We start from the raw sequence: 25,043 nt of genomic DNA, 5'->3' as shown, positions 1-25,043 counted from the left end.
TATATTTAGCAGTACCGACGGTTCCTCGTGAATGGGGAAGGAGCACCATGCGAACAGGTGTCTGGCTGGTAGGAGCGCGCGGTTCCGTCGCGACCACCAGCATCGTCGGGGGGCTCGCGCTGCGGGCCGGCCTGGCCGGGCCGACCGGCTGCGTCACCGAGCTTCCCGAGCTGCGCGGCCCGGCCCTGCCGGCCTTCACCGACCTGGTCTTCGGCGGACACGACCTGGCCACCACTCCGCTGTGCAAGCGCGCCGAGGCCCTCGCTGACGCCGGTGTCATCCCCTGGCGACTGGTCGCCGCGCTCCGCGACGAGCTGGGCGTGGTCGATCAGGAACTGCGCCCCGCACCGGTCGGCGACACCCAGGCCGACCGCGCCGCGGCCGTGGTCCGCGACCTGACCAGCTTCCGCGAGCGGCACAAGCTGGACCGGGTGGTGGTGGTCAACGTCTCCGCCACCGAGCCGGCCCCTCGACCGCACCCCGCGCATGCCGACCCGGCCGCGCTACGCGCCGCCCTCGACGGTCCGGACGAGGTGCTGCCGGTCAGCTCCCTCTACGCGTACGCCGCAGTGCTCGCCGGCTGCCCGTACGTCGACTTCACCCCGTCCACCGGGCTGCGGCTGCCGGCGCTGGCCGCGCTGGCCGAGGAGGCCCGACTGCCCTACGCCGGGCACGACGGCAAGACCGGGGAGACCCTGGTCAAGTCGGTGCTCGCGCCGATGTTCGCGATGCGCAACCTGGCCGTGGGCTCCTGGTCCGGGGTCAACCTGCTCGGCGGTGGCGACGGCGCCACCCTCGCCGAACCGGCCGCGAACGCGGCGAAGGTGCAGAGCAAGCAGCGGGTACTCGGCGAGACGCTGGGCTACGTCCCACAGGGCGGCACCCGCATCGAGTACGTCGAGGAACTGGGCGACTTCAAGACCGCCTGGGATCTGATCACCTTCAGCGGGTTCCTCGGCACCGGCATGCGGATGGAGTTCACCTGGCACGGCTGCGACTCCGCGCTGGCCGCGCCACTGGTGCTCGACCTGGCCCGACTCACCGCCGCCGCCCACGCCGCCGGGCAGGTGGGGCCGCTGGCCGACCTGGGCTTCTTCTTCAAGGACCCACTGGGCGCGCCCACCCACTCGCTGGGCGAGCAGTGGGCCCGGCTGACCACCTTCACCCGGCAGTTACACGACGGCGGGGACGGTGACCATGACAACGTTGGCTGATCTCGCCGAGCTGGTCCGGGCTCCGGCCGCGCTCTCGGTGCCCGGTGACGTGATCGCCGGGGCCGCGGCGGCCGGCGCGTTGAGCCCGCGTACCCCCGCCCTGGCCGGCGCCTCGGTGCTGCTCTACTGGGCCGGCATGGCCGCCAACGACTGGGCCGACCGGCGCCTGGACGCCGAGGAACGGCCCGAGCGGCCGATCCCGAGCGGGCGGGTCACCCCGGCCGCCGCGGTCGGTCTCGCGGCGGGCCTCACGGCCGCCGGCGTGGGCCTGGCCGCCGCCGTGGGCGGTCGCCGCGCCGCCGCGCTCGCCGTGCCGCTGGCCGCCACCATCTGGGGGTACGACCTGCTGGCCAAGAACACCGCGGCCGGCCCGGCCGTGATGGCCGCCTGCCGAGGGCTGGACGTGCTGCTCGGCGCGTCCGGCGGCCGGATGACCCGGGCGTTGCCGGCGGCGGCCACCGTCGCCGCGCACACCTGGACGGTCACCGCGCTGTCCCGCCGGGAGGTCACCGGCGCCGACGCCACCCTGCCGATGCGCACCCTCGCCGGCACCGCGCTGGTCGCCGCCAGTGCCGCCGTCGCCGTGCCGGGAGCCCGACGCGCAGCCCTCCGAACGGCGAACCAGACCGGGGCCACCGACCGGGCCGAGACCGTCGACGAGACCGGCGTGCGCGCGGGTCGCAGCCGGTCGGCCACGATCGCGGCGGTGCTGCCCGCAGTGCTGGCCGGTTGGTACGCCGCCCGGTACGGCGCGGCCCAGGCCGAGGTGGTCCGGGACCCGTCGGCCGGGCGGGTTCGCGCGGCCGTCGGCGCCGGGATCACCGGGTTGCCGGCCCTCCAGGGAGCCCTCACCGCACGGGGTGGAGCGGGTCTGCTCGGGGTGGCCGTCGCGGCGGCCGCGCCGCTGGGTCGACGGCTGGCCCGGACGGTCTCCCCGACATGAGCGTCCCCGAGCCCCGGCCCGGTGCGCCGGCCGCCGACGCCACCACGCTGCGCCTCGGGTACGGCACGAACGGCTTCGCCAACCACCGCCTCGACGACGCGCTCGCCGTCATCGCCGACCTCGGCTACGACGGGGTGGCGCTCACCCTGGACCACGACCACCTGGACCCGTTCGCGCCGGGGCTCACCCGCCGGGTCGCCGCGGTCGGTCGACGGTTGGAGTCGCTGGGCCTGGCGGTGGTCATCGAGACCGGCGCCCGCTACCTGCTCGACCCGTGGCAGAAGCACGCCCCGACGTTGCTGCACGACGACCCGACCCGGCGGATCGAGTTCCTTCGCCGGGCCGTGCGGATCGGCGCCGACCTGGGCGCGGAGGCGGTCTCGTTCTGGGCCGGTGTCCGACCAGAGGCGGTGTCACCGCAGTGCGCCTGGGACCGGCTGGTGGCCGGCTGCGCCACAGTGGTCGACGCGGCCGACACCGCCGGCGTCACCCTCGGCTTCGAACCGGAACCGGGCATGCTGGTGCAGGACATCGCGGACTGGCGTCGGCTGCACGCCGCTCTCGACAACCCGGCCCGCTTCGGCATCACCCTCGACATCGGCCACTGCCGGTGCCTGGAGCCCTGGCCGGTGCCGCAGTGCGTCGCCGAGGTGGCCGACCACCTGGTCAACGTGCAGATCGACGACATGCGCCGAGGCGTGCACGAGCACCTGGAGTTCGGCGTCGGCGAGATCGACTTCCCGCCGGTGCTGGCCGCCCTGGCGGCGGCCGGCTACCAGGGGCTGGTCGCGGTGGAGTTGCCCCGCGACTCGCACGCCGCGCCCGCCGTGGCGGCCCGGTCGATCGAGTTCCTGCGCGCCGCCGCACTGGCCGGCCGGGCGAAGGACGAACTGCCCGCAGACATTCCTGGGGTGCCTGCGTAGCAACAAGGGGAGGAGACGGGATGACACCGGATTCACTACGGGCCGCGCTGGGAGGCGTACCCGATCCCGATTGGCTGGACACGGCGCTGCGCCGGGTCAGCACCGAGCCCACCGCGATCACCCGGCTCTTTCCCGCCGCCGGCCGACGCTGCGGGCGGGCCGCGCTGCCCGACGCCCCCGGCTGGACCGCCGACGACGCGGCCCGGGTGCTGTTGCTCACCAGCCTGCCCGGCGAGCACGCGGCGTACGCCGAGCGCCTCTACCAGCACGGTGACGCGGCCGAGCGACGAGCCGTGCTGCGCGCCCTGCCGCTGCTGCCGATCGGCGCCGACGGGGTTCCGTTGCTGCACGACGCGATCCGGACCAACGACACCCGGCTGGTCGCCGCCGCGCTCGGCCCGTACGCCCGGCACCTCGACCAGGCCGCCTGGCGGCAGGCGGTGCTCAAGTGCGTGTTCAGCGCCGTCCCCCTGGCCAACGTGGCCGACCTGGACACCCGGGCAGACGGCGAGCTGACCGCGATGCTGGCCGCGCTGGCCGCCGAACGGCACGCCGCCGGCCGGGAGTTGCCCGCCGACGCCAACGACCTGCTCCACCGGCTCACCGCCGCACTGCCCCGGGAGGCGTGAATGCGCATCTTCGACCCCCACATCCACATGACCTCACGCACCACCGACGACTACGAACGGATGGCCGCAGCCGGAGTGCGCGCGGTGGTGGAGCCGGCGTTCTGGCTGGGTCAGCCGCGCACCAGCGCCGCCTCGTTCACCGACTACTTCGACTCGTTGATCGGCTGGGAGCCGTTCCGGGCCGGGCAGTTCGGGGTGCGCCACTTCGCCACCATCGCGCTGAACCCCAAGGAGGCCAACGACCCGCGCTGCCGGCCGGTCCTCGACCTGCTACCCCGCTACCTGGACAAGGACGCGGTGGTGGCGGTTGGCGAGATCGGGTACGACTCGATGACGCCCGAGGAGGACGAGGCGTTCGCGGCGCAGCTCGCCCTCGCGGTGGCGTACGACCTGCCGGCGCTGGTGCACACCCCGCACCGGGACAAGGCGCGCGGCTGCGAGCGGACCCTCGCCGTGGTCGCCGAGTCCGGCATCGACGCGGGTCGGGTGGTCGTCGACCACCTCAACGAGGTGACAGTGAAGCTGGTCCGCGACAGCGGCTGCTGGCTGGGTTTCTCCATCTACCCGGACACCAAGATGACCCCGCAGCGGATGGTGGAGTTGCTGCGGGAGTACGGCACGGAACGGATGCTGGTCAACTCGGCAGCCGACTGGGGACGCTCCGACCCGCTGCTGACCCGGGCCACCGGCGAGGCGATGCTCGCGGCCGGCTTCACCGACGACGACGTCGACAAGGTGCTGTGGCGAAACCCGGTGGAGTTCTACGGGCAGTCGGGGCGGCTCGACCTCAGCGACCTGGACGCCGCCGCCGCGGTGGATCCGCAGACCGGCAACTCGATCCTGCGCGGCGGCAGCTGATGCGGCTGCGACATGCCGGCGGTGAGACCGTCCACCTGGGCTACTGCACCAACGTGCACCCGGCCGAGGACCTCGCCGGCATCCTCGGTCAACTGGACACCTACGCGGTGCCGGTCCGTGAGGCGCTCGGCAGCGACCTGCTCGGGCTCGGCCTGTGGCTGGCCGCCCCGGTCGCCGCCGAGCTGGCCGCCGACCCGACGCTACGCCGCCGGTTGCGCACCGAGCTGGACGCGCGCGGCCTGGAGGTGGTCACCCTCAACGGCTTCCCGTACGCGGCCTTCCAGGCCCCGGTGGTCAAGCAGGACGTGTACCACCCCGACTGGGCCACCGAGGAGCGCCTGACCTACACCCTGAACCTGGCCCGGGTGCTCGCCGACCTGCTGCCCGACGACGCCGCCCGAGGTTCGATTTCCACGCTGCCGCTGGCCTGGCGTCAACCGTGGGACACCGGCCGGGCCGACGCGGCCCGAGGTCGACTGGACCAGCTCGCCGCCGGCCTGGCCGACGTGCAGCGGGACACCGGGCGTGAGGTGCGCGTCGCCTTCGAGCCGGAGCCCGGCTGTGTGGTGGAGAGCACCGGTCAGGCGGCCGCGTTGCTGTCCGGTATGGACACGGATCGGCTGGGTGTCTGCCTCGATCTGGCCCACCTGGCCTGCGCCTGGGAGGAGCCGGCCGAGGCGCTGCACCGACTGCGGGCGGCTGGACTGCCGGTGGTGAAGGTGCAGGTCTCGGCCGCCGTCGAGGCCGCCGACCCGGTGGGTGGGGCCGAGGCGTTGCGCCGCTGGGTGGAGCCGCGTTTCCTGCACCAGACCCGGGGCGCCGGTTGCGCCGGTCTGGCCGACCCGGCCGACCCGACGTACGCGGCCGACGACCTGGACGAGGCGCTGGACCGGGCGTTGCCCGGGCCGTGGCGGGTGCACTACCACGTGCCGCTGCACGCCCCACCCGAGGAACCGCTCGGCTCGACCCTGCCGGTGCTCCGCGCGGCCCTGAGAGCGCTCTTTGACGGCCCGACCGTCGGCTGCGACCACCTCGACGTCGAGACGTACACCTGGGGGGTGCTGCCGGCCGCCCGACGGCCCGGCACCGACGCGGAGCTGGCCGCCGGCATCGCCGCGGAACTGGCCTTCGCCCGGGACGAACTGGTCGGCCTCGGCCTGACCGCAGAACGAACCGTGAGCATGGGGGTGAGGCGATGAGCCGGCGACTGGTGGTCCTCGACGTGGTGGGGTTGACGCCCCGACTACTGGCGCACATGCCTCGACTGCGCGGGGTCGCCGACGGCGGCTTCCGGGCCGAGCTGGGCACCGTGCTGCCCGCCGTGACCTGCTCGGTGCAGTCCACCTTCCTCACCGGCGAGCAGCCCAGCGGGCACGGGATCGTCGGCAACGGGTGGTACTTCCGGGAGCTGGGCGAGGTGTTGCTGTGGCGGCAGCACAACGCGCTGGTCGGCGGGGACAAGCTCTGGCATGCCGCCCGTCGGGCCGAACCCGGCTACACAGTGGCCAACGTCTGCTGGTGGTACGCCATGGGCGCCGACGTCAACTGGACGGTGACGCCCCGCCCGGTCTACTACGCCGACGGGCGCAAGGAACCGGACTGCTACACCGACCCGCCGGAGCTGCACGACGCGCTCACCGGGCGACTGGGCACCTTCCCGCTCTTCACCTACTGGGGGCCGACGGCCGGGTTGCCGTCGTCGCGGTGGATCTGTCAGGCGGCCGAGCAGATCCTCGCCGACGTGTCACCCGACCTGACTCTGGTCTACGTTCCGCACCTGGACTACGACCTGCAACGCTTCGGTCCCTCGTCGGCCCAGGCCGCCGCGGCGGCAGCGGAGCTGGACACGGTGCTCGGCCCGCTCCTGGACGCCGCGCGGGCCCGGGACGCCACAGTGGTGGTGCTGTCGGAGTACGGCATCACCGACGTGTCCCGGCCGGTGGACGTCAACCGGTTGCTGCGCGCCGAGGGGCTGTTGCGGGTGCACACCCAGGCGGGTATGGAGTACCTCGACCCGTGGACGTCGAAGGCGTTCGCGGTCGCCGACCACCAGATCGCGCACGTCTACGTCCGGGACCCGGCCGACGTGCCGGCGGTGGCGAAGCTCTGCGCCGGCCTGCCCGGGGTGGCCGAGGTGCTCGACGCCGAGGGTAAGGCCGCACACGGGCTGGACCATCCGCGCGCCGGTGAGCTGGTGCTGGTGGCCGAGCCGGACGCCTGGTTCACCTACTACTACTGGCTGGACGACGCCCAGGCACCGGACTTCGCCCGGCTCGTGGAGATTCACCGGAAGCCGGGCTACGACCCGGCGGAGCTGTTCTTCGACCCGGCCAACCCCGGTGCCGCGAAGGCCCGGGCCGGGGTCGCCCTGGCCCGCAAGAAGCTCGGCATGCGGTACCTGATGAGCGCGGTCGGCCTCGATGCCGGCGCGCGAGCGGTGCGGGGCTCGCACGGGCGACTGCCTGACGATCCGGCGGACGGCCCGGTGCTGCTCTGCTCCGACCCGACCGCGGCCCGGGATAAGATCGCGGCGACCGAGGTCAAGGCGCTGCTGCTGGAGCTGGCGGGGCTGAGCCCCGGCGGTGCGGACGGGTCGGGGGAGGGCTCATGACGGTCACCGTCGCGCCCACCGACGCCAGCGAGTTGCGGGCGCGCTTCGACGCGGAACTGGCCGGGTTTCTCAGCCGGCAGGGCCCGGACTGGCCGGACGGGGCGCCGCGGGGCGTGTTCACCGCGCTGCAACGGTTCGTGCTGGCCGGTGGCAAGCGGTTACGGCCGCTCTTCTGCTACTGGGGCTGGCGCGGTGCGGGGGCGGCCGACGGCACCCCGATCGTGGTGGCCGCGGCGGCCCTGGAGCTGTTCCACGCGTTCGCGCTGATCCACGACGACATCCTGGACGGCAGCGACCGCCGCCGGGGTGAGCCGTCGGTGCACCGGCTCTTCGCCGACCTGCACGCCCGCTCGTCGTGGCGCGGTGACCCCGAGGCGTACGGCCGCAACACCGCGCTGCTCTGCGGGGACCTCTGCGCGGCCTGGTCGGATCAGATGTTCCACGAGTGCGGGCTGAGCACCGAGCAGGTGCACCGGGGGTACGGCGTGTTCGCGCTGATGCGTACCGAGGTGATCGCGGGGGAGTACCTGGACCTGGTCTCGGGCGTGGGTGACGGCTCGGTGGCCAGCGCGCTCACGGTGATCCGGATGAAGGCCGCCCGGTACACGGTCACCCGGCCGTTGCAGATCGGTGCGGCCCTGGCCGGCGCGGGGCCGGAGCTGATCGCCGCGCTGGGCGAGTTCGGTGATCCGCTGGGTGACGCGTTCCAGCTCCGCGACGACGTCCTGGGCGTGTTCGGTGACCCGGCGGTCACCGGGAAGTCGGTCCTGGACGACCTGCGTGAGGGCAAGCCCACCGTCATGATGGCGCTGGCCCGCAGCGCCGCCGACCGGCCGCAGACCATCCGGCTGCGGGAGCTGTTCGGCAACCCGGCGTTGGACGCCGAGGGCGCGGCGGAGCTGCGCGACATCATCGAGGCGACCGGCGCGCGGGAGCGGATCGAGCAGATGATCCGGGTCCGGACCGAGGCCGCGCTCTCCGCCCTGCAGAACGCCATGGTGGCCGATGAGGCCCGTGCGGCCCTGGTTGCGCTGGCCGGGCAGGCGATCGACCGACGCGCCTGACCGGCAACTTTCGATCAAATCGACGAAAGTTGATGCTGAATCGCCGGAAGGTATGGACACATCGACAGGTGCGACTTAGTGTCGTGACCAACACGACAATGTTTCGTCGAGGTGAACCGGCGGCGCGGTAACCCATCGACCCCACCACCGCTACGGCATCCGGCGCGACGGCGCGCGCCCGGCCTGGCAGTCACTCGTCAGGAAGGGACAGCACAGATGTCCATGAAGGACGCTCCCAGACAACGGTCCCGACGATGGTTCTCCGCCGGATCAGCGCTGCTGCTGGCGGTCGCCGCCGGCACTGTCACCTTCGCCGCCGGCTCGGCCCCCGCCCAGGCACACACGATCGTCGCCAGCGACTTCCAGCAGGTCGAGCTGGCCCGAGGCGTGACCGACATGGGTGAGCCGATGTCGCTGGCGGTGCTACCGGACCGCTCGGTCCTGCACACCGCCCGCAACGGCACCCTGCGCCGCACCGACGCCAACGGCACCACCTCCGTGATCGGCACCCTGTCGGTCTACACGCACGACGAGGAGGGGTTGCAGGGCGTCGGGATCGACCCCGGCTTCGCCAGCAACCGCTACATCTACCTCTACTACGCCCCGCCGCTCTCCACCCCCGGCGGCGACGCGCCGGCCACCGGCACCGACTTCTCGGCCTGGAACGGCGTCAACCGGCTCTCCCGGTTCACCCTCAACTCGGACTTCACGCTCAACCAGTCCAGCAAGGTCGACGTGCTCGACGTCCCGGCCAGCCGGGGCGTGTGCTGCCACGTCGGTGGGGACATCGACTTCGACGCCGCCGGCAACCTCTACCTGTCCACCGGCGACGACACCAACCCGTTCGAGTCGTCCGGCTACTCACCGCTGGACGAGCGGACCAACCGCAACCCCGCGTACGACGCGCAGCGCAGCGCCGGCAACACCAACGACCTGCGCGGCAAGATCCTGCGGATCAAGGTGAACGCCAACGGCACGTACTCCATCCCGTCGGGCAACCTGTTCGCCCCCGGCACGGCCAAGACCCGGCCGGAGATCTACGCAATGGGGTTCCGCAACCCGTTCCGGATCAGCGTGGACAAGGCCACCGGGGTGGTCTACGTCGGTGACTACGGGCCGGACGCCGGCTCCACCAGCTCCACCCGCGGGCCGTCCGGCCAGGTGGAGTTCAACCGGGTCGCGGCACCGGGCAACTACGGCTGGCCGTACTGCACCGGCACCAACACCACCACCGAGACGTACAACGAGTTCGACTTCGCGACCAGCGCCAGCGGCGCGAAGTACAACTGCACCGGCGGGCCGACCAACAACTCGTTCCGCAACACCGGCCTGACCACCCTGCCGCCGGCCCAGCCGGCCTGGATCCGGTACGCCGGCGACGCCGGCACCCCGACCGAGTTCGGCGGTGGCTCCGAGTCGCCGATGGGCGGCCCGGTCTACCGGTACAACGCCTCGTCGACCTCCACCACCAAGTTCCCGCAGTCGTTCGACGGGCAGTTCTTCGCCACCGAGTTCGGCCGAGGCTGGATCAAGCCGATCCACGTCAACTCCGACGGCTCCCGGGGCGCCATCGACACCTTCCCGTGGGTCGGCAAGCAGGTGATGGACTCGGCGTTCGGCCCGGACGGCGCGTACTACGTGCTCGACTACGGCACCGGCTACTTCAACGGTGACGCCAACTCGGCGCTCTACCGCTTCGACTACGTCGGCGGCGGCAACCGGGCGCCCACCGCGAAGGCCAGCGCCAACCGCACCTCCGGGGCGGCCCCGCTCGCGGTGACGTTCTCCTCGGCCGGCTCGGCCGACCCCGAGGGCGGCGCGTTGACCTACGCGTGGGCGTTCGGTGACGGGACCACCTCGACCGCCGCCAACCCGACGAAGACCTACAGCGCCAACGGCACCTACACCGCCACGCTGACGGTGCGCGACCCGCAGGGCGCCACCGGCAGCAGCAGCGTGCAGATCAGCGTCGGCAACACCGCGCCCACGGTCACGATCAACAACCCGGGCAACGGTCAGCTGTTCGGCTTCGGGGACACGGTGGCGTACAGCATCACGGTGTCCGACCCGGAGGACGGCACCATCGACTGCACGAAGGTCAAGATGACCTACGTGCTCGGGCACGACCAGCACGGGCACCAGATCACCTCGAAGACCGGCTGCTCGGGCTCGATCACCATCCCGGTCGACGGTGAGCACGACGACGCGGCGAACATCTTCGCGATCTTCGACGCCGAGTACACCGACGCCGGTGGGCTGACCACGCACACCCAGCACACGCTGCCGCCGCGGCACCGCCAGGCCGAGTTCTACGGCACCTCGTCGGGGATCAACGTGTTCAGCAAGACCCCGGCCGAGGGTGGCAAGACCGTCGGCGACATCAACAACGGCGACTGGATCGCGTTCCAGCCCTACCGGCTGGGCAACGTGACCTCGTTCAACGCCCGGGTCTCCTCGGCGGGCGCCGGTGGCACCCTCCAGGTCCGGGCCGGCTCCGCCACCGGCACCGTGCTCGGCTCGGCCACGGTCCCGGTGACCGGCGGCTGGGAAACCTTCACCACTGTCACCGGGACGATCAGCAACCCGCCGACCGGCACGACCACGCTCTACCTGACCTTCGCCGGGTCGGGCACCGGGGCCCTCTACGACCTGGACGCCTTCACCTTCGTCACCGGGACGCCCCCGGCCGGCGGGGCCGGGGCGATCAAGGGCCTCGGCGGCAAGTGTCTGGACGTGCGCAACGCCGCCACCGCCGACGGCACGCAGATCCAGATCTACACCTGCAACGGCAGTGCCGCGCAGACCTGGGCGGTCACCCCCAACTCCACGATCAAATCGTTGGGCAAGTGCCTGGACGTGTCGGGCGGTGCCACCGCCGACGGCACCAAGATCCAGCTCTGGACCTGCAACGGGACTGCCGCGCAGAACTGGGCGGCCCAGGCCGACGGCACGATCCGCAACACGTCGTCGGGCAAGTGCCTCGATGTCTCCGGCAACAACTCCGCTGACAGCACGGTGGTCCACCTCTGGACCTGCACCGCCGCCGCCAACCAAAAGTGGACCCTGCCCTGAGCTGGCGGGAGGGGCCCTTCGACAACGCCTAGTGTGAGGCGAAGGGCCCCTCCTAACCGCAATTAGGAGAGCGATATGCGCAGACGCCTGCGACCCGTCCTCGGTGCGGCCATGGCCGCACTCGCCGTCATCGCCTGCACCACCCCGGCCACCCCGGCCAGCGCCGCCGACGCCCCGTACGACGTGCTGGTCTTCTCCAAGACCGCTGGTTTCCGACACGACGCGATCCCGGTCGGCATCCAGACCATCCGCGACCTGGGCGCGGCGAACAACTTCACGGTCACCGCGACCGAGGACGCCGCCGCGTTCACCACGAGCAATCTCAACCAGTACGAGGCGGTCGTCTTCCTCAACACCACCGGCGACGTGCTCAACGCCAGCCAGCAGACCGCCTTCGAGTCGTACATCGGCTCGGGCCGCGGGTACGTGGGTGTGCACGCCGCAGCCGACACCGAATACGACTGGCCGTTCTACGGCAACCTCGTCGGGGCGTGGTTCGCCTCGCACCCCGCCATCCAGCAGGCCAACATGAAGGTGGAGGACCGGGGCCACGCTGCCACCGCTCACCTGCCGCAGACCTGGACCCGCACCGACGAGTGGTACAACTACCGCACCAACGCCCGGTCGAGCGCCCACGTGCTGGCCACCCTGGACGAGTCGTCGTACTCCGGCGGCGGGATGGGCGCCGACCACCCGCTGAGCTGGTGCAAGAGCTACAGCGGCGGCCGGTCCTTCTACACCGGGGCGGGGCACACCCAGGCGTCGTACGCGGAGTCGGGGTTCCGCAACCACCTGCTCGGCGGCATCCGGTACGCCTCCGGTCGGAGCAAGGCCGACTGCCGGCCCGAGACCGGCTACACCCCGCTGTTCAACGGCTCGACGGCCGGTTGGTCACAGGCCGGCCCGGGCAGCTTCACCAACTCCGACGCCACCCTGACCTCGGTCGGCGGCATGGGGCTGTACTGGTACAACGCCAAGCAGTTCACCAACTACTCGCTGAAGCTGGACTGGAAGCTGGCCGGTGACGACAATTCCGGCATCTTCATCGGGTTCCCACCGTCGAGTGACCCGTGGTCGGCGGTGGACAACGGTTACGAGATCCAGATCGATGCCACCGACGCGGCCGACCGCACCACCGGCGCGGTCTACACCTACAAGTCCGCCGACATCGCCGCCCGCGACGCGGCGTTGAACGCGGCGGGGGAGTGGAACACGTACGAGCTGCTGGTCGAGGGCGAGCGGCTACAGATCTTCCTCAACGGGGTGAAGATCAACGACTTCACCAACACCAACCCGGTCCGCTCGTTGGCCGGTCACATCGGCATCCAGAACCACGGCACCGGTGACGACGCCTCCTTCCGCAACATCCGGATCAAGGAGCTGGGCACCACGCCGCCGCCCACCGGCACGATCCAGGCCGAGGCGTTCAGCTCGGCCAACGGCGTCTCCGCGTTCACCAAGGCGGGCGCCAACGGTGGGCAGACCGTCGGCTACATCGACCCGGGCGACTGGGCCGCGTACAACGGGGTCAACCTGGCCGGGGTCACCTCGTTCACGGCCCGGGTCGTCTCCGGCGGCGCGGGTGGCGCCATCCAGGTGCGCACCGGTTCGGCCACCGGCCCGGTGCTCGGTACGGTCGCGGTGCCCAACACCGGCAGTTGGACGACCTTCGCCAACGTCTCCACGGCACTGTCCAACGTCCCGTCCAGCACCCAGAACCTCTACCTCACCTTCACCGGTAGCGGCACGGGGCTCTTCGACCTGGACGATTTCACCCTGGTCAAGGGGGGCGGGGGCGGCACCGGGGTCGGCCCGATCAAGGGTCTCGCCGGTAAGTGCCTGGACGTGCGCAACGCCGGCACCGCCGACGGCACCCAGATCCAGATCTACACCTGCAACAGCAGCACGGCGCAGACCTGGACCGTGACGCCGAACTCGACGATCAAGGCGCTCGGCAAGTGCCTGGACGTCTCCGGCAGCGGCACCGCCGACGGCACCAAGATCCAGCTCTGGACCTGCAACGGCAGCGGCGCGCAGAACTGGGCGGCCGCGTCCGACGGCACCCTGCGCAACCCGTCGTCGGGCAAGTGCCTGGACGTCTCCGGCAACAACTCCGCCGACAGCACCATCGTGCACCTCTGGACCTGCCTCAACGCGGCCAACCAGAAGTGGACCCTGCCCTGACCGACTGACCCCGGAGGGGCCGCGACACACGTCGTCGGCCCCTCCGGGGCCAGACCCGGCAACGGTGTTTCCCGCGAGCGTTATACCGCCCCACCCCACCTTCGCGCCGCCGATCTTGCACTTTCGGTCGGGATCAATGCCACCATGCCGACCTTTCGGCAGCACAAAATGCAAGATCGGCGGAAGAGGGGTGGGGGACGCCGGGAGGGTGGCTGCCAGCTGGCTGCCGTACCTTGACCTGCATGGGGTTGTTCGCGCAGTGGCGTGGGACGGTGCTGGCGCGGGGCCATCAACTGCTCGGTGCGCTGGGCCGGGCCGACGAGCCCGACGACCCGTCCGAGCCGGCGCCCAGCCTGAACCGTCTCGATGCGCTGGTGGGGGGCTTCACCGCCGGTCAACCGGTGCGCTGGACGATGGCCGGGCAACCCCGGCCGCTGCCCGGCCCGGTCGACGTGGTGGCGTACCGGATCATTGAGGAAGCGCTGACCAACGCTTGCCGGCACGCGCCGGGCGCGCCGGTCGGGGTCCGCCTGCGCTACGACGCCGCGGGCATCACCATCGAGGTCCGCGACGAGGGCGCCGGTCCGGCTCCGTCCGGCGGCGGCACCCAGGGCGCCGGTCGGGGTCTGCTCGGGGTACGCAGGCGCGCCGAGCGGCTCGGCGGCACGTTCTCGGCCGGCCCGCGCGCCGGTGGCGGCTTCACCGTACGGGCTGTCCTGCCCGCGCCGGAGGAAATGATCGGATGATCGGCCGACCGCGGGGCTTCCCCGATGGGGCACTGCGGAAATAAGGTGGAGGTCGGCGACCGTGCTGGTGGCCGGTGACCCGGTGGGAGGCGCAACCCGCCGGGCTCAGGTGTGTTCCGCACCCACCGGTGACCGCTCGGGTGCCGCGCACGTTCGGTCACCCTCGCCCCGGTCCGCACAAGGAATCCCCATCACAACAGGGGAGAAGGACAATGGCGCGACCCATCACGCTCTTCACCGGCCAGTGGGCCGATCTTCCGTTCGAGGAGGTCTGCCGGCTCGCCTCCGAGTGGGGCTACGACGGTCTGGAGATCGCCTGCTGGGGCGACCACTTCGAGGTCGACAAGGCGCTCGCCGACGACTCGTACGTCGAGCGCAAGCGGGAGACCCTCGCGAAGCACAACCTTGAGGTCTTCACGATCTCCAACCACCTCGTCGGTCAGGCGGTCTGCGACCACCCGATCGACGAGCGGCACCAGGACATCCTGCCCGGCCGCATCTGGGGTGACGGGGAGCCCGAGGGGGTCCGTCAGCGGGCCGCCGAGGAGATCAAGGACACCGCGCGGGCGGCGGCGAAGCTCGGGGTGAAGACGGTCGTCGGTTTCACCGGTTCGTCGATCTGGCACACCCTCGCGATGTTCCCGCCGGTGCCGCCGGCGATGATCGAGCGCGGCTACCAGGACTTCGCCGACCGGTGGAACCCCATCCTCGACGTGTTCGACGAGGTGGGAGTGCGGTTCGCGCACGAGGTGCACCCCAGTGAGATCGCGTACGACTACTGGACGACGAAGCGGACGCTGGAGGCGATCGGCAACCGGCCCGCGTTCGGGCTGAACTGGGACCCGTCGCACTTCGTGTGGCAGGAGCTGGACCCGGTGAACTTCATCTTCGACTTCGCCGACCGGATCTACCACGTGGACTGCAAGGACGCGAAGGTGCGTACCGGCGATGGCCGGCGTGGCCGGCTCGCCTCGCACCTGCCCTGGGCCGACCTGCGGCGCGGTTGGGACTTCGTCTCCACCGGCCACGGCGACGTGCCCTGGGAGGACTGCTTCCGCGCGTTGAACGCGATCGGCTACACCGGCCCGATCTCCATCGAGTGGGAGGACGCCGGAATGGACCGGCTGGTCGGCGCCCCGGAGGCGTTGCAGTTCGTCCGCCGGCTCGCCTTCGACGCACCGAGCGCCGCCTTCGACGCGGCGTTCAGCAGCAAGGACTGACCGCACGTCGGACAGACCACGGGCCGGTCGCCCTGCGGCGACCGGCCCGTCGACGTGCGATTGGTCAGAGCGTGCTGGCGTTCGTGCCCGAGCCGGACGGCTTGCTGCGGGGGTTGGTGGACGACGGCGACCCGGAGGTCGTGCCGACCGTGCCGGTGCCCGCCTTGGCGCCCATGGTGGCGGGCGTGCCGGCGAACGCGTCGTCGGCTGCGGTCAGCTCCTGCTTGCCGGTGCTGCCGTTACCGTTACCCAGCTTCTCGCCCAGTTTGGTCTGGCCGAGCTTGTCCTTGCCCTCGCTGTAGAGCTTGTTGGCCTGGGCCTGCGCGACCCCGGCCGCCTCCTGGACGGTCGGGTGGTCGAGCACCTTGCGGCCCCGGACCACGAGCTCTTCGTACTTTTCCCGGCCGGCACGGGCGCCCAGGACGAATCCCGCAGCCAGCCCGCCAAGAAACATGATCTTTCCGCGCATGGCGGCTCCTTCCGTACCTGACGCGCCGTCACCCCGGCGAGTTGCCCCGTCGGAAGGCGACCTGTTCGCGCCTGCGTCCTCTGTCCGCAGCTAACTACCCATCCTGCTCTCCGCTCAAGCATCCTTGTGCCAGGATGGCGATTTACCCCGATTGTCGGTGCGACAGCGGGGAGGGAACCCACTGGACCGCCACCGGGGGAAGTCCTGTACTCTTGTCCCGTCGCACGGCGTCGGGGAGATCCGAAGTCGGGCGGAGCACGATCCCCTGTAGCTCAATTGGCAGAGCAGCCGGCTGTTAACCGGCAGGTTATTGGTTCGAGTCCAATCGGGGGAGCTTTTCCACGTACGCCCGTCAGCCACCGGCTGACGGGCGTTTTCGGGTGTGTGACCCGGTTTCACCCACCATGGACCGGCTTGCCCGGCAGGATGGTCGATGTCGACTGAGGCTACCGCTGCGTCGATTGATGCATCGATCCTTGGGGTGAGTGCGGATGTCCGGACGAGGCGGCAAGGCCACGCTGATCGCGGTGGCGGTCGTGCTGGCCTGGTTGGTGATCGGCGGCGTGTCCGGCCCGTACGCGGGGCGCCTCAGCGAGGTCGCCACCAACGACAACGCCGCCTTTCTGCCCACCGACGCCGAGGCGACCCGCGCCCAGGACCTCGCCGGCGAATTCGTCGACCGGGAGACCATCCCGGCTCTGGTCGTCTACGAGCGGCCCTCCGGGATCACCGACGCGGACCGGCAACGGGTGAGCGCCGACGCCGCCCGCTTCGCCCAGATCCCCGGCGTGGTCACCCCACTGCCCCCGCCCATCCCGAGCGACGACGGCCAGGCCCTCCAGGTCGTCGTACCGGTGGACGACGCCGAGGGCGAGGAGATCGGCACGGTCGTCGAGCAACTGCGCGACATCACCGGCGGTGACCGGGACGGCCTCACCGTGGACGTCTCCGGCCCAGCCGGTCTGCTCGCCGACCTGATCGAGGTCTTCTCCGCCATCGACGGACCACTGCTGCTGGTCACCCTGGTCGTGGTGCTGATCATCCTGCTGATCGTCTACCGCAGCCCGGTCCTCTGGATCTTCCCGCTGCTCGCCGCCGGGATGTCGTACGCCCTCGCCTCGGTCTTCGTCTACCTGCTCGCCGACGCGGACGTGGTCAAGCTCAACGGGCAGGCCCAGGGCATCCTCACCGTGTTGGTCTTCGGCGCCGGCACCGACTACGCGTTGCTGCTGATCGCCCGCTACCGGGAGGAGCTGCACCGGCACGACCGCCCGTGGGACGCCATGAAGACCGCCTGGAAGGGCGCCGCGCCGGCCATCATCGCCTCCGGCGGCACTGTCATCGTCAGCCTGCTCTGCCTGCTGCTGTCCAGCCTCAACTCCAACCGGGCACTCGGCCCGGTCGCCGCCATCGGCATCGCCGCCACCCTGCTGGTGATGCTCACCTTCCTACCCGCGCTGCTGGTGCTCGGCGGACGGTGGGCGTTCTGGCCCCGACGGCCCCGAGCCGACCAGGCCGACCCGCGGGCCGAACACGGCATCTGGAGCCGCGTCGCCGGCTTCGTGGCCCGGCACGCCCGGCCGATCTGGCTGACCACCGCCGTCGCGCTGGCCCTGCTGACCCTCGGCCTCACCCAGCTCGGCGCCACCACGCTCGGCCAGTCCGACCTGTTCACCCAGCGCACCGACTCGGTCGACGGCCAGGAGGTGATCTCCCGGCACTACCCGGCCGGCACCGGCAGCCCGACCACCATCTTCACCACCGAGCAGACCGCCCGACAGGTCGCCCAGGTGGCGACTGACGTGCCCGGCGTCGCCGACGTCCGCCCCCTTCCGGCCGGCCCGCAGACCGGCCCACCCGAGGAGAACGCCGCCCCGAAGGTCGTCGACGGGCGGGTGCAGCTGGAGGCGACCCTGGCCGACCCACCCGACAGCGACGGGGCCGAGCGGACCATCCGCGAGCTGCGGGTGGCCGTACACCAGGTGCCCGGCGCGGACGCGGTGGTCGGCGGCTTCACCGCGATCAACGTGGACACCTCGGACGCCGCCAAGCGCGACCAGAACGTCATCATCCCGGTGGTGCTGGTGGTCATCGCGGTCATCCTGGCCCTGCTGCTGCGCGCCCTGCTCGCCCCGGTGCTGCTGATCGCCACCGTCCTGCTCAGCTTCGCAGCGACCCTCGGCCTCTGCGCGCTGCTGTTCCGCCACGTCTTCGACTTCCCCGGCGTGGACTCGTCGTTCCCGCTGTTCGCGTTCGTCTTCCTGGTCGCGCTCGGCATCGACTACAACATCTTCCTGATGAGCCGCGTCCGCGAAGAGTCGGTCAAACGCGGCACCCGCGCCGGAGTGCTCGCCGGCCTCGCCGTCACCGGCGGGGTGATCACCTCCGCCGGCATCGTGCTCGCCGCGACGTTCTCCGCCCTCGCCGTCCTGCCGCTGGTGGTGCTCGTCGAGTTGGGTACGGCGGTCGCCATCGGGGTACTGATCGACACCATCATCGTCCGGTCGCTGCTGGTGCCCGCACTCGCGTACGACATCGGGCCGAAGATCTGGTGGCCGGGCCGGTTGTCCCGGGCGAACGGTGAGCGGGAGGCGCGCGGTGCTGGCTGAAACCGATGTGGTCATCGTCGGCGGCGGCCTGGCCGGCCTCGCCGCCGCCCGCCGGCTGCACCGCGCCGGCGTGCCCTGGCGGCTGGTGGAGGCCGAGGGTCGGCTCGGCGGCCGGGTCGCCACCGACGTGGTCGACGGTCACCTCATCGACCGGGGCTTCCAGGTGCTCAACACCGCCTACCCCCGGCTCGGCACACTGCTCGACACCGACCAGCTCAACCTCGGCTACTTCACCTCCGGTGTGCTGGTCCGCAAGGGCGACAAGCTGCTGCGGTTGGTCAACCCGCTGCGCGAGCCGACCGGCGGGCCCGGTACCGCGCTCGCCGGCGTCGGCTCCCTGCTCGATCGGCTGCGCTTCGCCGCGCTCGCCACCGGCTGCGCCACCCTGCCCGCGTCCCGGCTGCTCGCCGCCCCGGAAACCAGCACCGAGACGGCGCTGCGCCGCGCCGGTCTCTCCGACGCGATCATCGAGGAGCTGCTGCGACCGTTCCTGTCCGGTGTGTTCATCGACCGGGAACTCTCCACCTCCAGTCACGTACTGGCGATGGTGCTGCGCTCCTTCGCCCGCGGCCGGATCGGCCTGCCCGCCGAAGGGATGGCGGCGCTGCCTCTGGCGATCGCCGCGCCGCTTCCGGCCGACCTGCTCGACCTGGACACCCCGGTCGCGGAGGTCACCCCGGGCCGGGTCCGCACCCAGGCCGGCGACATCAGCTGCCGGGCCGTCGTGGTCGCCGTCGACCCACCCGCCGCGGCCGCGCTGCTGCCGGCCCTGGCGACGGTACGCATGCACAGCTACACCACCTACTACCACAGCGCTCCCGAGCCGCCGCTCACCGAGGCGATCCTGCTCGTCGACGGCGACCGACGCGAACTCGTCGCCAACACCGTGGTGCTCAGCAACGCCGCCGCGACGTACGCGCCCGCCGGCCGGCACCTCATCGCCACCTCGGTGGTCGGCCCGACGGCCCCACCCGAGCCGGCCATCCGGGCCGAGTTGACCCGGCTGTACGGCCGCTCCACCGCCGACTGGACCCACCTCACAACAGTGGCCATCCCCGAGGCGCTACCCGCCGCACCGCCGCCGCAGGGGCGGCTGCGCAAGCCGGTGGCGCTGGGGGAGGGCCTATTCGTGGCCGGTGACCACCGGGACAGCCCATCGATCCAGGGCGCTCTCACCAGCGGCTGGCGCGCCGCCGGCGCCGTGCTGGACGAGCTGCGCGCCGGCTGACAGGCGTACCCGAGCACGCTGTTATATTCCTGTTGCCCATCGTGCTCGCGCAGGCGTGGGCGCCGGCCGGCTCGGTGCTGGCTGCTGACCGCCGAGCGGGATAAGATCCGGCGCGGTGTTCGGGGCGGTAGCTCAGCCGGTTAGAGCAGGGGACTCATAATCCCTCGGTCGCGGGTTCGAGTCCCGCCCGCCCCACCAACTTCCTGACCTCTGGCTCTTGACTGAGCTGCAATCGCCATGCGAACCCGTTGACCGGGGGATCGAGCCTTCCAAGGCAGCGAGGCGCTGATGCATGCATAATGAATGCATGGTAGCTATCCAGATTCGAGACGTCCCGGAAGAAGTACGAGACGCCTTGGCTGCCCAAGCCAAGGCACGCGGGCAGTCCCTCCAGGCGTATCTGCTGGAGTTGGTGGAGACGCAGGCTCGACGTCTGCGCAACACGGCGACCCTCGATCGCTTCGCCGGCCGGTCTGATGGCACTCGCGCCCTTCCGGGGGAGAGTGCCGCGGAGTTGGCAGACCAGCGGGAGCAGCGGGGGCCGTGGGGTAGCGCCGCATGATTGTCGTGGACGCCTCAGTCCTGGCTGATGCGTTGGTCGACGACGGGCCGGTAGGCGACGCGGCGCGGGCGGCACTGACCGGAGATCCGCACTGGGCGGCGCCAGGACAATTTCTGGTGGAAGTCATGTCGGTGATCAGGGGCAAGGTCCTCGGTGGCAAGCTCGGCCCTGCCCGCGCTCAAGAGGCCGTCGACACTCTGCCTTCACTGGTAATCGACGAGGTTGAGATCTCGGGTTTGCTCGACCGAATGTGGCAGTTGCGGAGCAATGTCACGGCGTACGACGCAGCCTATGTCGCGGTGGCGGAGTTGATGACCTGTCCGCTCGTGACCGGAGATGGTCGGCTCGCCAAAGCCAGCGGTGTCCGCTGCGAAATCCGACTACTTGCACCGTCCTGACGAGTGGCGCACCTGTGCGCTGAGTGTCAGCGTGTCCGGCTGACGGACGAGATCCTCGGGTCTGCGGAGTAGCGGCGGACGACGTCGTCGGCGTCGCCAGCGGTGGCACCGGGATCGAACAGCACCTCCAGGCACGGCGATTGCGGCCCTTCTGACCCGAAGCCCGCAATCACGTGATTCGGGTCGACGCGGTGGCTCTCGCGCACCAGCTCCTCAGCGGACTCCCCCTGCCGCACGCAAACCACCGCCTCGGGCTGACCACCACCCCAGGCCAGTGCCGGAGCCGACACGCCGATGGTGAGCACCACTGCCGTCCCCACGCCGATCACCGTCGTCCGGCCAAGCCCCGGCCGGCTGGTCGGCGAGATCACCGCCACCAGGGCGGACAGCGCGTACACCCAGAGAGCCCGCTTGTCGGCCGAGTCATGGAGGGCCAACGCGACGACGCCGGCTCCGACGGTCTGTGCGACCAGGCTGATCAGCCGGAACCCTGGCGAGTCGACCAACGCCGCTGGTATCGCGGCAAGCGCACCGAGCAACAGGAGGAGCATGACGAGCCCGTACGCACTCCATTCACGGCGCGCGTCCAGGACGAGCAACACCAGGGCAACCAGGTGTCCGCAGACGACAAGCGGCGGGCGGAGGTACGCCAGGAACCGTGCGACCATCGGAAGACCTTACGTGATGACCGACTTCGATAGAGGTTCAAATCCGGCCCGACAGGCGAGCGGTGACGTGATGGAGGGGCAGGACATGGTTCACGGCACCCGCGACGAGCTACTCGGGCGCGTGGCTGAGGCAGTTGGGTCCGTCACGGTCGCCCACCCGACGCGGGTTGCCATCGACGGGCCGCCCGCCGCAGGCAAGACCACCCTCGCCGACGAGTTGGCCGTCGTCCTGCGTGAACAGGGCCGCGACGTCATCCGCGCCACGATCGACGATTTCCTCTTCCCCCGGACCAGGCGCTATCCGCGCGGCGAGTACTCGGCCGAAGGCTGCTACTACGACACCCACGACTACGACGCGCTGAACCGGGTTCTGCTCGATCCGCTCGGCCCGGGCGGAGATCGACGTTTCCAACCCGCTGTCTACGACCGCAACGCCGATGCCGTGCTGTCCCCGCCGGTCACGGCCGCCCCGGCCGACGCCGTGCTCGTCTTCGACGGCGTCTTCCTCCTGCGCCCGGAACTGATTGATCGGTGGGACCTGCGCATCTTCGTGTCGACGGCACTGGAGATGACCGTGGATCGTGCCGTGATCCGGGAGCGCCGGGTGTCAACTCGGGCCGACATCGAACGACGCTGGCGCGATCGTTACATCCCCTCGCAGCAGCTCTACTTCGCCACGGCCCGCCCCACCCAGCACGCCGACATCGTCGTGCACAACGACGAGCCCCAGCGGCCGGTCTGGGAGACTGTCCGGCGCGGAGATCCGCTCACCGAAGTCCTGTCGACCGGTGAGTGACCGCGCTTACGGGTGGTCCACATACTCGCCAAACGGCTCGATGGACCCATCCCAACCGTTCCAACCCTGTTGGATGACCTGCCCGTCGGCATAGGTGTACGACCAGCGGGCGCCGTCCTCGCCCTCGATCTGGATGGTCCCCGAGCGAACGAACGGCGCAATCGCGACGTAGAAGGCCGTCGTCTGATTCGACCACTTGGGGTCGCCCTCGTCGTCGTACCCGAACTCGATCCAGTCTCCGTCGCGGACGATTGTGGCCCTGGCCGGATCCGCCAGGTCAACCAGCGTGCCATCCGACGGAAACTCACCCGGCCGGTACCAACCACCGCGTCCAGCCATGGCGGCCTGGACAGCGGCGACCGCAGTGGCGTCCTCCGACTCCGGGAGGTGCAGACGGCCCGACGGCATCACCGTGTATCCCACGGCACGCACCCTACAACGGTCGATGCCCACCAGGTGTCGTCGCGAGGTCGTGGAACAGGTCACGTGCCGCTCGGCCACTGTCTTTGATCAACTGCGGTCAAACCCCCAGGCGGCCGCGTCGGAACCTGGTCCGATCCTCGTGCTCGGCGATGACCGGCGGGTCTCGTAGGCTCCGACAGTGGAAAGCAGCCGAGGGCGGATCATGGTCGATATGTTGGGTGCGGCGGAGAACGCTTCGCCGGTCGAGGCGGTCGAGGCCGTCACCCGGGAACTCGGTACGGCGCTGGGGGCACGGAGCGTCGCGTTTTTGATCGCGGACCTCAGCGGTCGGGCACTGGTCCGGTTGGCCCACGTGCCCCTCCACCATGCCGCCGAGGGACGCCGGGACGGTGACGAGGTCGCCACGGTGATGCCGTTCGACGGCGGCCCCGCCGAGGAGGCGCTACGCAGTCAGATGGTGCAGGTCGTCGCCCGGCCTGACCGGTGGATGGTGTTGGCACCGGTCACGGACCGTGGTGAGGCGATCGGCCTGCTGGAGATGATCCTGCCGGACGAGCCCGCGCCGCGGACGCTGGAGGAGATCGTCCGCGCGGCGCACGTGTTGGCGTTCGTGGTGATCGCCAACCGGCGTTACACCGATCTCTTCGAGTGGGGGCAACGCACGACCCCGTTCACTCTGTCCGGAGAGATTCAGCGTCGCCTGCTGCCCGGTTCGTTCACGTGTGAGGGTAGTGCGTTCACCCTGTCCGGCTGGCTAGAACCCGCCGCCAGCATCGGCGGGGACACCTTCGACTACAGCCTTGGCCGGGACGTGCTGCACTTCAGCGTCACCGACGCGATGGGCCACGGGGTGGCCAGCGCGCTGACGGCAACCCTGGGCGTGGGCAGTCTGCGCAACAGCCGCCGCCGCGCAGCTTCGCTGGTGGAGCAGGCCGACGCCGCGAATGCCGACCTGGCCGAGCACGCCGCCGTGCCCGGCAGTTACATGACCGCGGTCCTCGGCCGTCTCGACCTGCGTACCGGGGTGTGTGCGCTGCTCAATGCCGGACACGTGCCACCGCTGCTGGTACGCGACGGGGACAGCCGGGCGCTGCCGCTGCCGGGCAACTTCCCCCTGGGCATGTTCGCCGAAGGCGGTTACCGTGCCGACGAGATCACGCTGCTACCGGGCGACCGCTTGGTAGTGGTCACCGATGGAATGCGGGAGCGCAACGCCGCCAGCCTGGATCTACCGACCCTGTTCCGGTCGATCGCCGGTCTGCACCCGCGCGAGGCCGCCCGGGCGTTGGCCGACGCTGTGCTCGAGGTCAGCGGACCGACGCTGGCCGATGATGCCACCCTGCTGATCCTTGACTGGCACGGCGAGCACAGTGAGGACCGGCGTAGCAGCGCCGGCGCCGACCAGGCGCGTGCCAGCACCGCTCCGCCCGACTGACTACCGACCTGTCGCGTCGTTCACGGAAGGCGTGTCGGCTTCAGCCTCCTGCACGCTGTTGTAGACCTGGATCACCCGGTCAACGGACGTGATCGTCAGGACGCTGCGCACGGCGGGTTGCACTGCGGCGAGGCACAACCGGCCGCCGACGTCACGGAACGCCTTGAACATCAGCACCAGCGCGCCCAGCGCGCTGGAGTCCATGAACCCCACCCCGGCCAGATCCACCACTACCTGACGGTCACCGGCGTCAACCAGCCGTTGCAGACCCTCACGCAACTGTGGGGACGTCGCCATGTCCAGCTCGCCGCGCACCTCGAGCACTGTGCAACTCCGGCCCGGTCGGACCGACAACAGCAGATCCACAACAACCTCCGCACGCCGACGATCCCCGCCCACCCTATGCCGGCAGACGAACCGCCGCTGGTGGCGCACGTCGGGCCGACACCCGACGATTTCGCCTCAGCAGCTCCGGGGTAGTGCCGATCACGACCGGAGCAACCCGCCTTTAAGTGACGCGTAGTTGCCTCAGCCGATGTTGAGCAGCAACACCTGGTCGTCGCGGAGGTCGGAAATGCAGTCGCGTAACAGCCTCAGCGTGTCCAGACCGGCCGTGCCGCTCTCCTCGAAGTCCACCCCCATCTCCTTGAAGTGGGCGGCCAACTCCTCCGCGCGGTGCGCTCCGGGATCGAGCTGATCCACTAACCGCCGGGCTGGAGTGATGAGCGTGGTCAGGCCGTGCACGCTGTTGATGGCCTCCGACTCGGCATTGAACTCCGACGGCTCCAGGTCGATGCCGCGTTCCTCCAGATAGGTCAGGACATACAGCATGCAGTAGCCGGACCAGTCGTACTCCTGCCGCGGACTGCTCCCGTGTTCCGCCAGGTACGCGCGGAACGACGACGGCGATGTGCGGGCCAGGCGGGCCAGCTCCGTGATGCTGTCCCTGGGGACCAGGGTCATTGACGCGATAGCAGACAACGCATCCTCC

General features: G+C 70.8%; 23 protein-coding genes and 2 tRNA genes. 20 read left to right on the top strand and 5 right to left on the bottom strand.

Features of this window, described 5'->3' with window-relative positions:
* Positions 1 to 47 precede the first annotated feature (47 nt).
* The 12 genes from ACIA47_RS25985 (at position 48) to ACIA47_RS25930 (ending at position 15,464) form a co-directional block, all read left to right on the top strand.
* Positions 48 to 1,214: an inositol-3-phosphate synthase gene (locus ACIA47_RS25985; RefSeq protein ID WP_396711095.1), complete on the top strand. Its 1,167-nt coding sequence runs from the start codon at positions 48 to 50 to the stop codon at positions 1,212 to 1,214.
* On the top strand, positions 1,198 to 2,157 hold the full coding sequence (locus ACIA47_RS25980; protein ID WP_396711094.1) for an SCO3242 family prenyltransferase: 960 nt from the start codon (positions 1,198 to 1,200) through the stop codon (positions 2,155 to 2,157). The genes ACIA47_RS25985 and ACIA47_RS25980 overlap by 17 nt, the downstream gene beginning before the upstream one ends.
* Positions 2,154 to 3,080 (top strand): sugar phosphate isomerase/epimerase family protein, encoded by a 927-nt coding sequence (locus ACIA47_RS25975; RefSeq protein ID WP_396711093.1) that lies wholly within the window; start codon positions 2,154 to 2,156, stop codon positions 3,078 to 3,080. The genes ACIA47_RS25980 and ACIA47_RS25975 overlap by 4 nt, the downstream gene beginning before the upstream one ends.
* Positions 3,081 to 3,100: 20 nt before the next feature.
* Positions 3,101 to 3,709 (top strand): EboA domain-containing protein, encoded by a 609-nt coding sequence (locus tag ACIA47_RS25970; protein WP_396711092.1) that lies wholly within the window; start codon positions 3,101 to 3,103, stop codon positions 3,707 to 3,709.
* Positions 3,710 to 4,567 (top strand): TatD family hydrolase, encoded by an 858-nt coding sequence (locus tag ACIA47_RS25965; protein ID WP_203118488.1) that lies wholly within the window; start codon positions 3,710 to 3,712, stop codon positions 4,565 to 4,567.
* Entirely contained in the window at positions 4,567 to 5,766 is a 1,200-nt protein-coding gene (gene eboE / locus ACIA47_RS25960) for a metabolite traffic protein EboE (protein WP_396711091.1), read from the top strand. Before ACIA47_RS25965 ends, eboE begins: the two co-directional genes overlap by 1 nt.
* Positions 5,763 to 7,178 (top strand): nucleotide pyrophosphatase/phosphodiesterase family protein, encoded by a 1,416-nt coding sequence (locus ACIA47_RS25955; protein ID WP_203118490.1) that lies wholly within the window; start codon positions 5,763 to 5,765, stop codon positions 7,176 to 7,178. Before eboE ends, ACIA47_RS25955 begins: the two co-directional genes overlap by 4 nt.
* Positions 7,175 to 8,242 (top strand): polyprenyl synthetase family protein, encoded by a 1,068-nt coding sequence (locus ACIA47_RS25950; RefSeq protein WP_112675806.1) that lies wholly within the window; start codon positions 7,175 to 7,177, stop codon positions 8,240 to 8,242. The genes ACIA47_RS25955 and ACIA47_RS25950 overlap by 4 nt, the downstream gene beginning before the upstream one ends.
* A 216-nt stretch (positions 8,243 to 8,458) precedes the next feature.
* Positions 8,459 to 11,314: a PQQ-dependent sugar dehydrogenase gene (locus ACIA47_RS25945; RefSeq protein WP_396711089.1), complete on the top strand. Its 2,856-nt coding sequence runs from the start codon at positions 8,459 to 8,461 to the stop codon at positions 11,312 to 11,314.
* Positions 11,315 to 11,389: 75 nt separating this feature from the next.
* Positions 11,390 to 13,498 carry a ThuA domain-containing protein gene (locus ACIA47_RS25940; protein ID WP_396711088.1) on the top strand — a complete coding sequence of 703 codons (2,109 nt, stop codon included), beginning with the start codon at positions 11,390 to 11,392 and terminating at the stop codon, positions 13,496 to 13,498.
* 242 nt (positions 13,499 to 13,740) lie between these two features.
* Positions 13,741 to 14,244: a sensor histidine kinase gene (locus ACIA47_RS25935; RefSeq protein WP_396711087.1), complete on the top strand. Its 504-nt coding sequence runs from the start codon at positions 13,741 to 13,743 to the stop codon at positions 14,242 to 14,244.
* Between the two features lie 212 nt (positions 14,245 to 14,456).
* On the top strand, positions 14,457 to 15,464 hold the full coding sequence (locus ACIA47_RS25930) for a sugar phosphate isomerase/epimerase family protein (protein ID WP_203118494.1): 1,008 nt from the start codon (positions 14,457 to 14,459) through the stop codon (positions 15,462 to 15,464).
* Positions 15,465 to 15,528: 64 nt separating this feature from the next.
* Here the strand turns inward: ACIA47_RS25930 and ACIA47_RS25925 are convergent, their stop codons facing one another.
* Positions 15,529 to 15,933, bottom strand: coding sequence for a hypothetical protein (locus ACIA47_RS25925; RefSeq protein ID WP_203118496.1), 405 nt, complete (start codon positions 15,931 to 15,933; stop codon positions 15,529 to 15,531).
* Between the two features lie 261 nt (positions 15,934 to 16,194).
* Here ACIA47_RS25925 and ACIA47_RS25920 point away from each other — a divergent pair.
* The 6 genes from ACIA47_RS25920 to ACIA47_RS25895 all read left to right on the top strand — a co-directional run bounded on the left by ACIA47_RS25920 (position 16,195) and on the right by ACIA47_RS25895 (position 20,730).
* Positions 16,195 to 16,267, top strand: a tRNA-Asn gene (locus ACIA47_RS25920).
* A 157-nt stretch (positions 16,268 to 16,424) separates the two neighbouring features.
* Positions 16,425 to 18,542, top strand: a complete 2,118-nt coding sequence (locus ACIA47_RS25915; RefSeq protein WP_396711086.1) for an MMPL family transporter — start codon at positions 16,425 to 16,427, stop codon at positions 18,540 to 18,542.
* The gene (locus tag ACIA47_RS25910) at positions 18,532 to 19,770 is read left to right on the top strand and encodes an FAD-dependent oxidoreductase (RefSeq protein ID WP_396711085.1); all 1,239 of its coding nucleotides are present in this window, start codon (positions 18,532 to 18,534) and stop codon (positions 19,768 to 19,770) included. Before ACIA47_RS25915 ends, ACIA47_RS25910 begins: the two co-directional genes overlap by 11 nt.
* A 121-nt stretch (positions 19,771 to 19,891) precedes the next feature.
* Positions 19,892 to 19,968, top strand: a tRNA-Ile gene (locus tag ACIA47_RS25905).
* A gap of 109 nt (positions 19,969 to 20,077) precedes the next feature.
* Positions 20,078 to 20,332, top strand: a complete 255-nt coding sequence (locus tag ACIA47_RS25900; RefSeq protein WP_210783910.1) for a FitA-like ribbon-helix-helix domain-containing protein — start codon at positions 20,078 to 20,080, stop codon at positions 20,330 to 20,332.
* Positions 20,329 to 20,730 (top strand): type II toxin-antitoxin system VapC family toxin, encoded by a 402-nt coding sequence (locus ACIA47_RS25895; RefSeq protein WP_396711084.1) that lies wholly within the window; start codon positions 20,329 to 20,331, stop codon positions 20,728 to 20,730. The genes ACIA47_RS25900 and ACIA47_RS25895 overlap by 4 nt, the downstream gene beginning before the upstream one ends.
* Before the next feature lie 26 nt (positions 20,731 to 20,756).
* Here ACIA47_RS25895 and ACIA47_RS25890 read toward each other — a convergent pair whose 3' ends face one another.
* Positions 20,757 to 21,398 (bottom strand): hypothetical protein, encoded by a 642-nt coding sequence (locus ACIA47_RS25890; RefSeq protein WP_396711083.1) that lies wholly within the window; start codon positions 21,396 to 21,398, stop codon positions 20,757 to 20,759.
* An 85-nt stretch (positions 21,399 to 21,483) separates the two neighbouring features.
* Here ACIA47_RS25890 and ACIA47_RS25885 point away from each other — a divergent pair, with 85 nt between their 5' ends.
* Positions 21,484 to 22,194 (top strand): cytidylate kinase family protein, encoded by a 711-nt coding sequence (locus ACIA47_RS25885; protein ID WP_396711117.1) that lies wholly within the window; start codon positions 21,484 to 21,486, stop codon positions 22,192 to 22,194.
* A 6-nt stretch (positions 22,195 to 22,200) separates the two neighbouring features.
* Here the strand turns inward: ACIA47_RS25885 and ACIA47_RS25880 are convergent, their stop codons facing one another.
* Complete coding sequence (locus tag ACIA47_RS25880) at positions 22,201 to 22,647, bottom strand: hypothetical protein (protein ID WP_396711082.1); 447 nt, start codon at positions 22,645 to 22,647, stop codon at positions 22,201 to 22,203.
* 148 nt (positions 22,648 to 22,795) lie between these two features.
* Between ACIA47_RS25880 and ACIA47_RS25875 the strand changes: the two genes are divergently transcribed.
* On the top strand, positions 22,796 to 24,052 hold the full coding sequence (locus tag ACIA47_RS25875; protein WP_396711081.1) for a PP2C family protein-serine/threonine phosphatase: 1,257 nt from the start codon (positions 22,796 to 22,798) through the stop codon (positions 24,050 to 24,052).
* Here the strand turns inward: ACIA47_RS25875 and ACIA47_RS25870 are convergent, their stop codons facing one another.
* Both ACIA47_RS25870 and ACIA47_RS25865 read right to left on the bottom strand, forming a co-directional pair.
* Complete coding sequence (locus ACIA47_RS25870) at positions 24,053 to 24,418, bottom strand: STAS domain-containing protein (RefSeq protein WP_203118509.1); 366 nt, start codon at positions 24,416 to 24,418, stop codon at positions 24,053 to 24,055.
* Positions 24,419 to 24,580: 162 nt separating this feature from the next.
* On the bottom strand, positions 24,581 to 25,015 hold the full coding sequence (locus ACIA47_RS25865) for a hypothetical protein (RefSeq protein WP_396711079.1): 435 nt from the start codon (positions 25,013 to 25,015) through the stop codon (positions 24,581 to 24,583).
* Positions 25,016 to 25,043 lie beyond the last annotated feature (28 nt).

Origin of the sequence: Micromonospora sp. NPDC051227, from assembly GCF_044455385.1 — a bacterium.
Lineage (GTDB): Bacteria > Actinomycetota > Actinomycetes > Mycobacteriales > Micromonosporaceae > Micromonospora.
The sequence above is the reverse complement of the archived record's forward strand: the minus strand, read 5'-3'. Positions and strand labels throughout refer to the sequence as shown.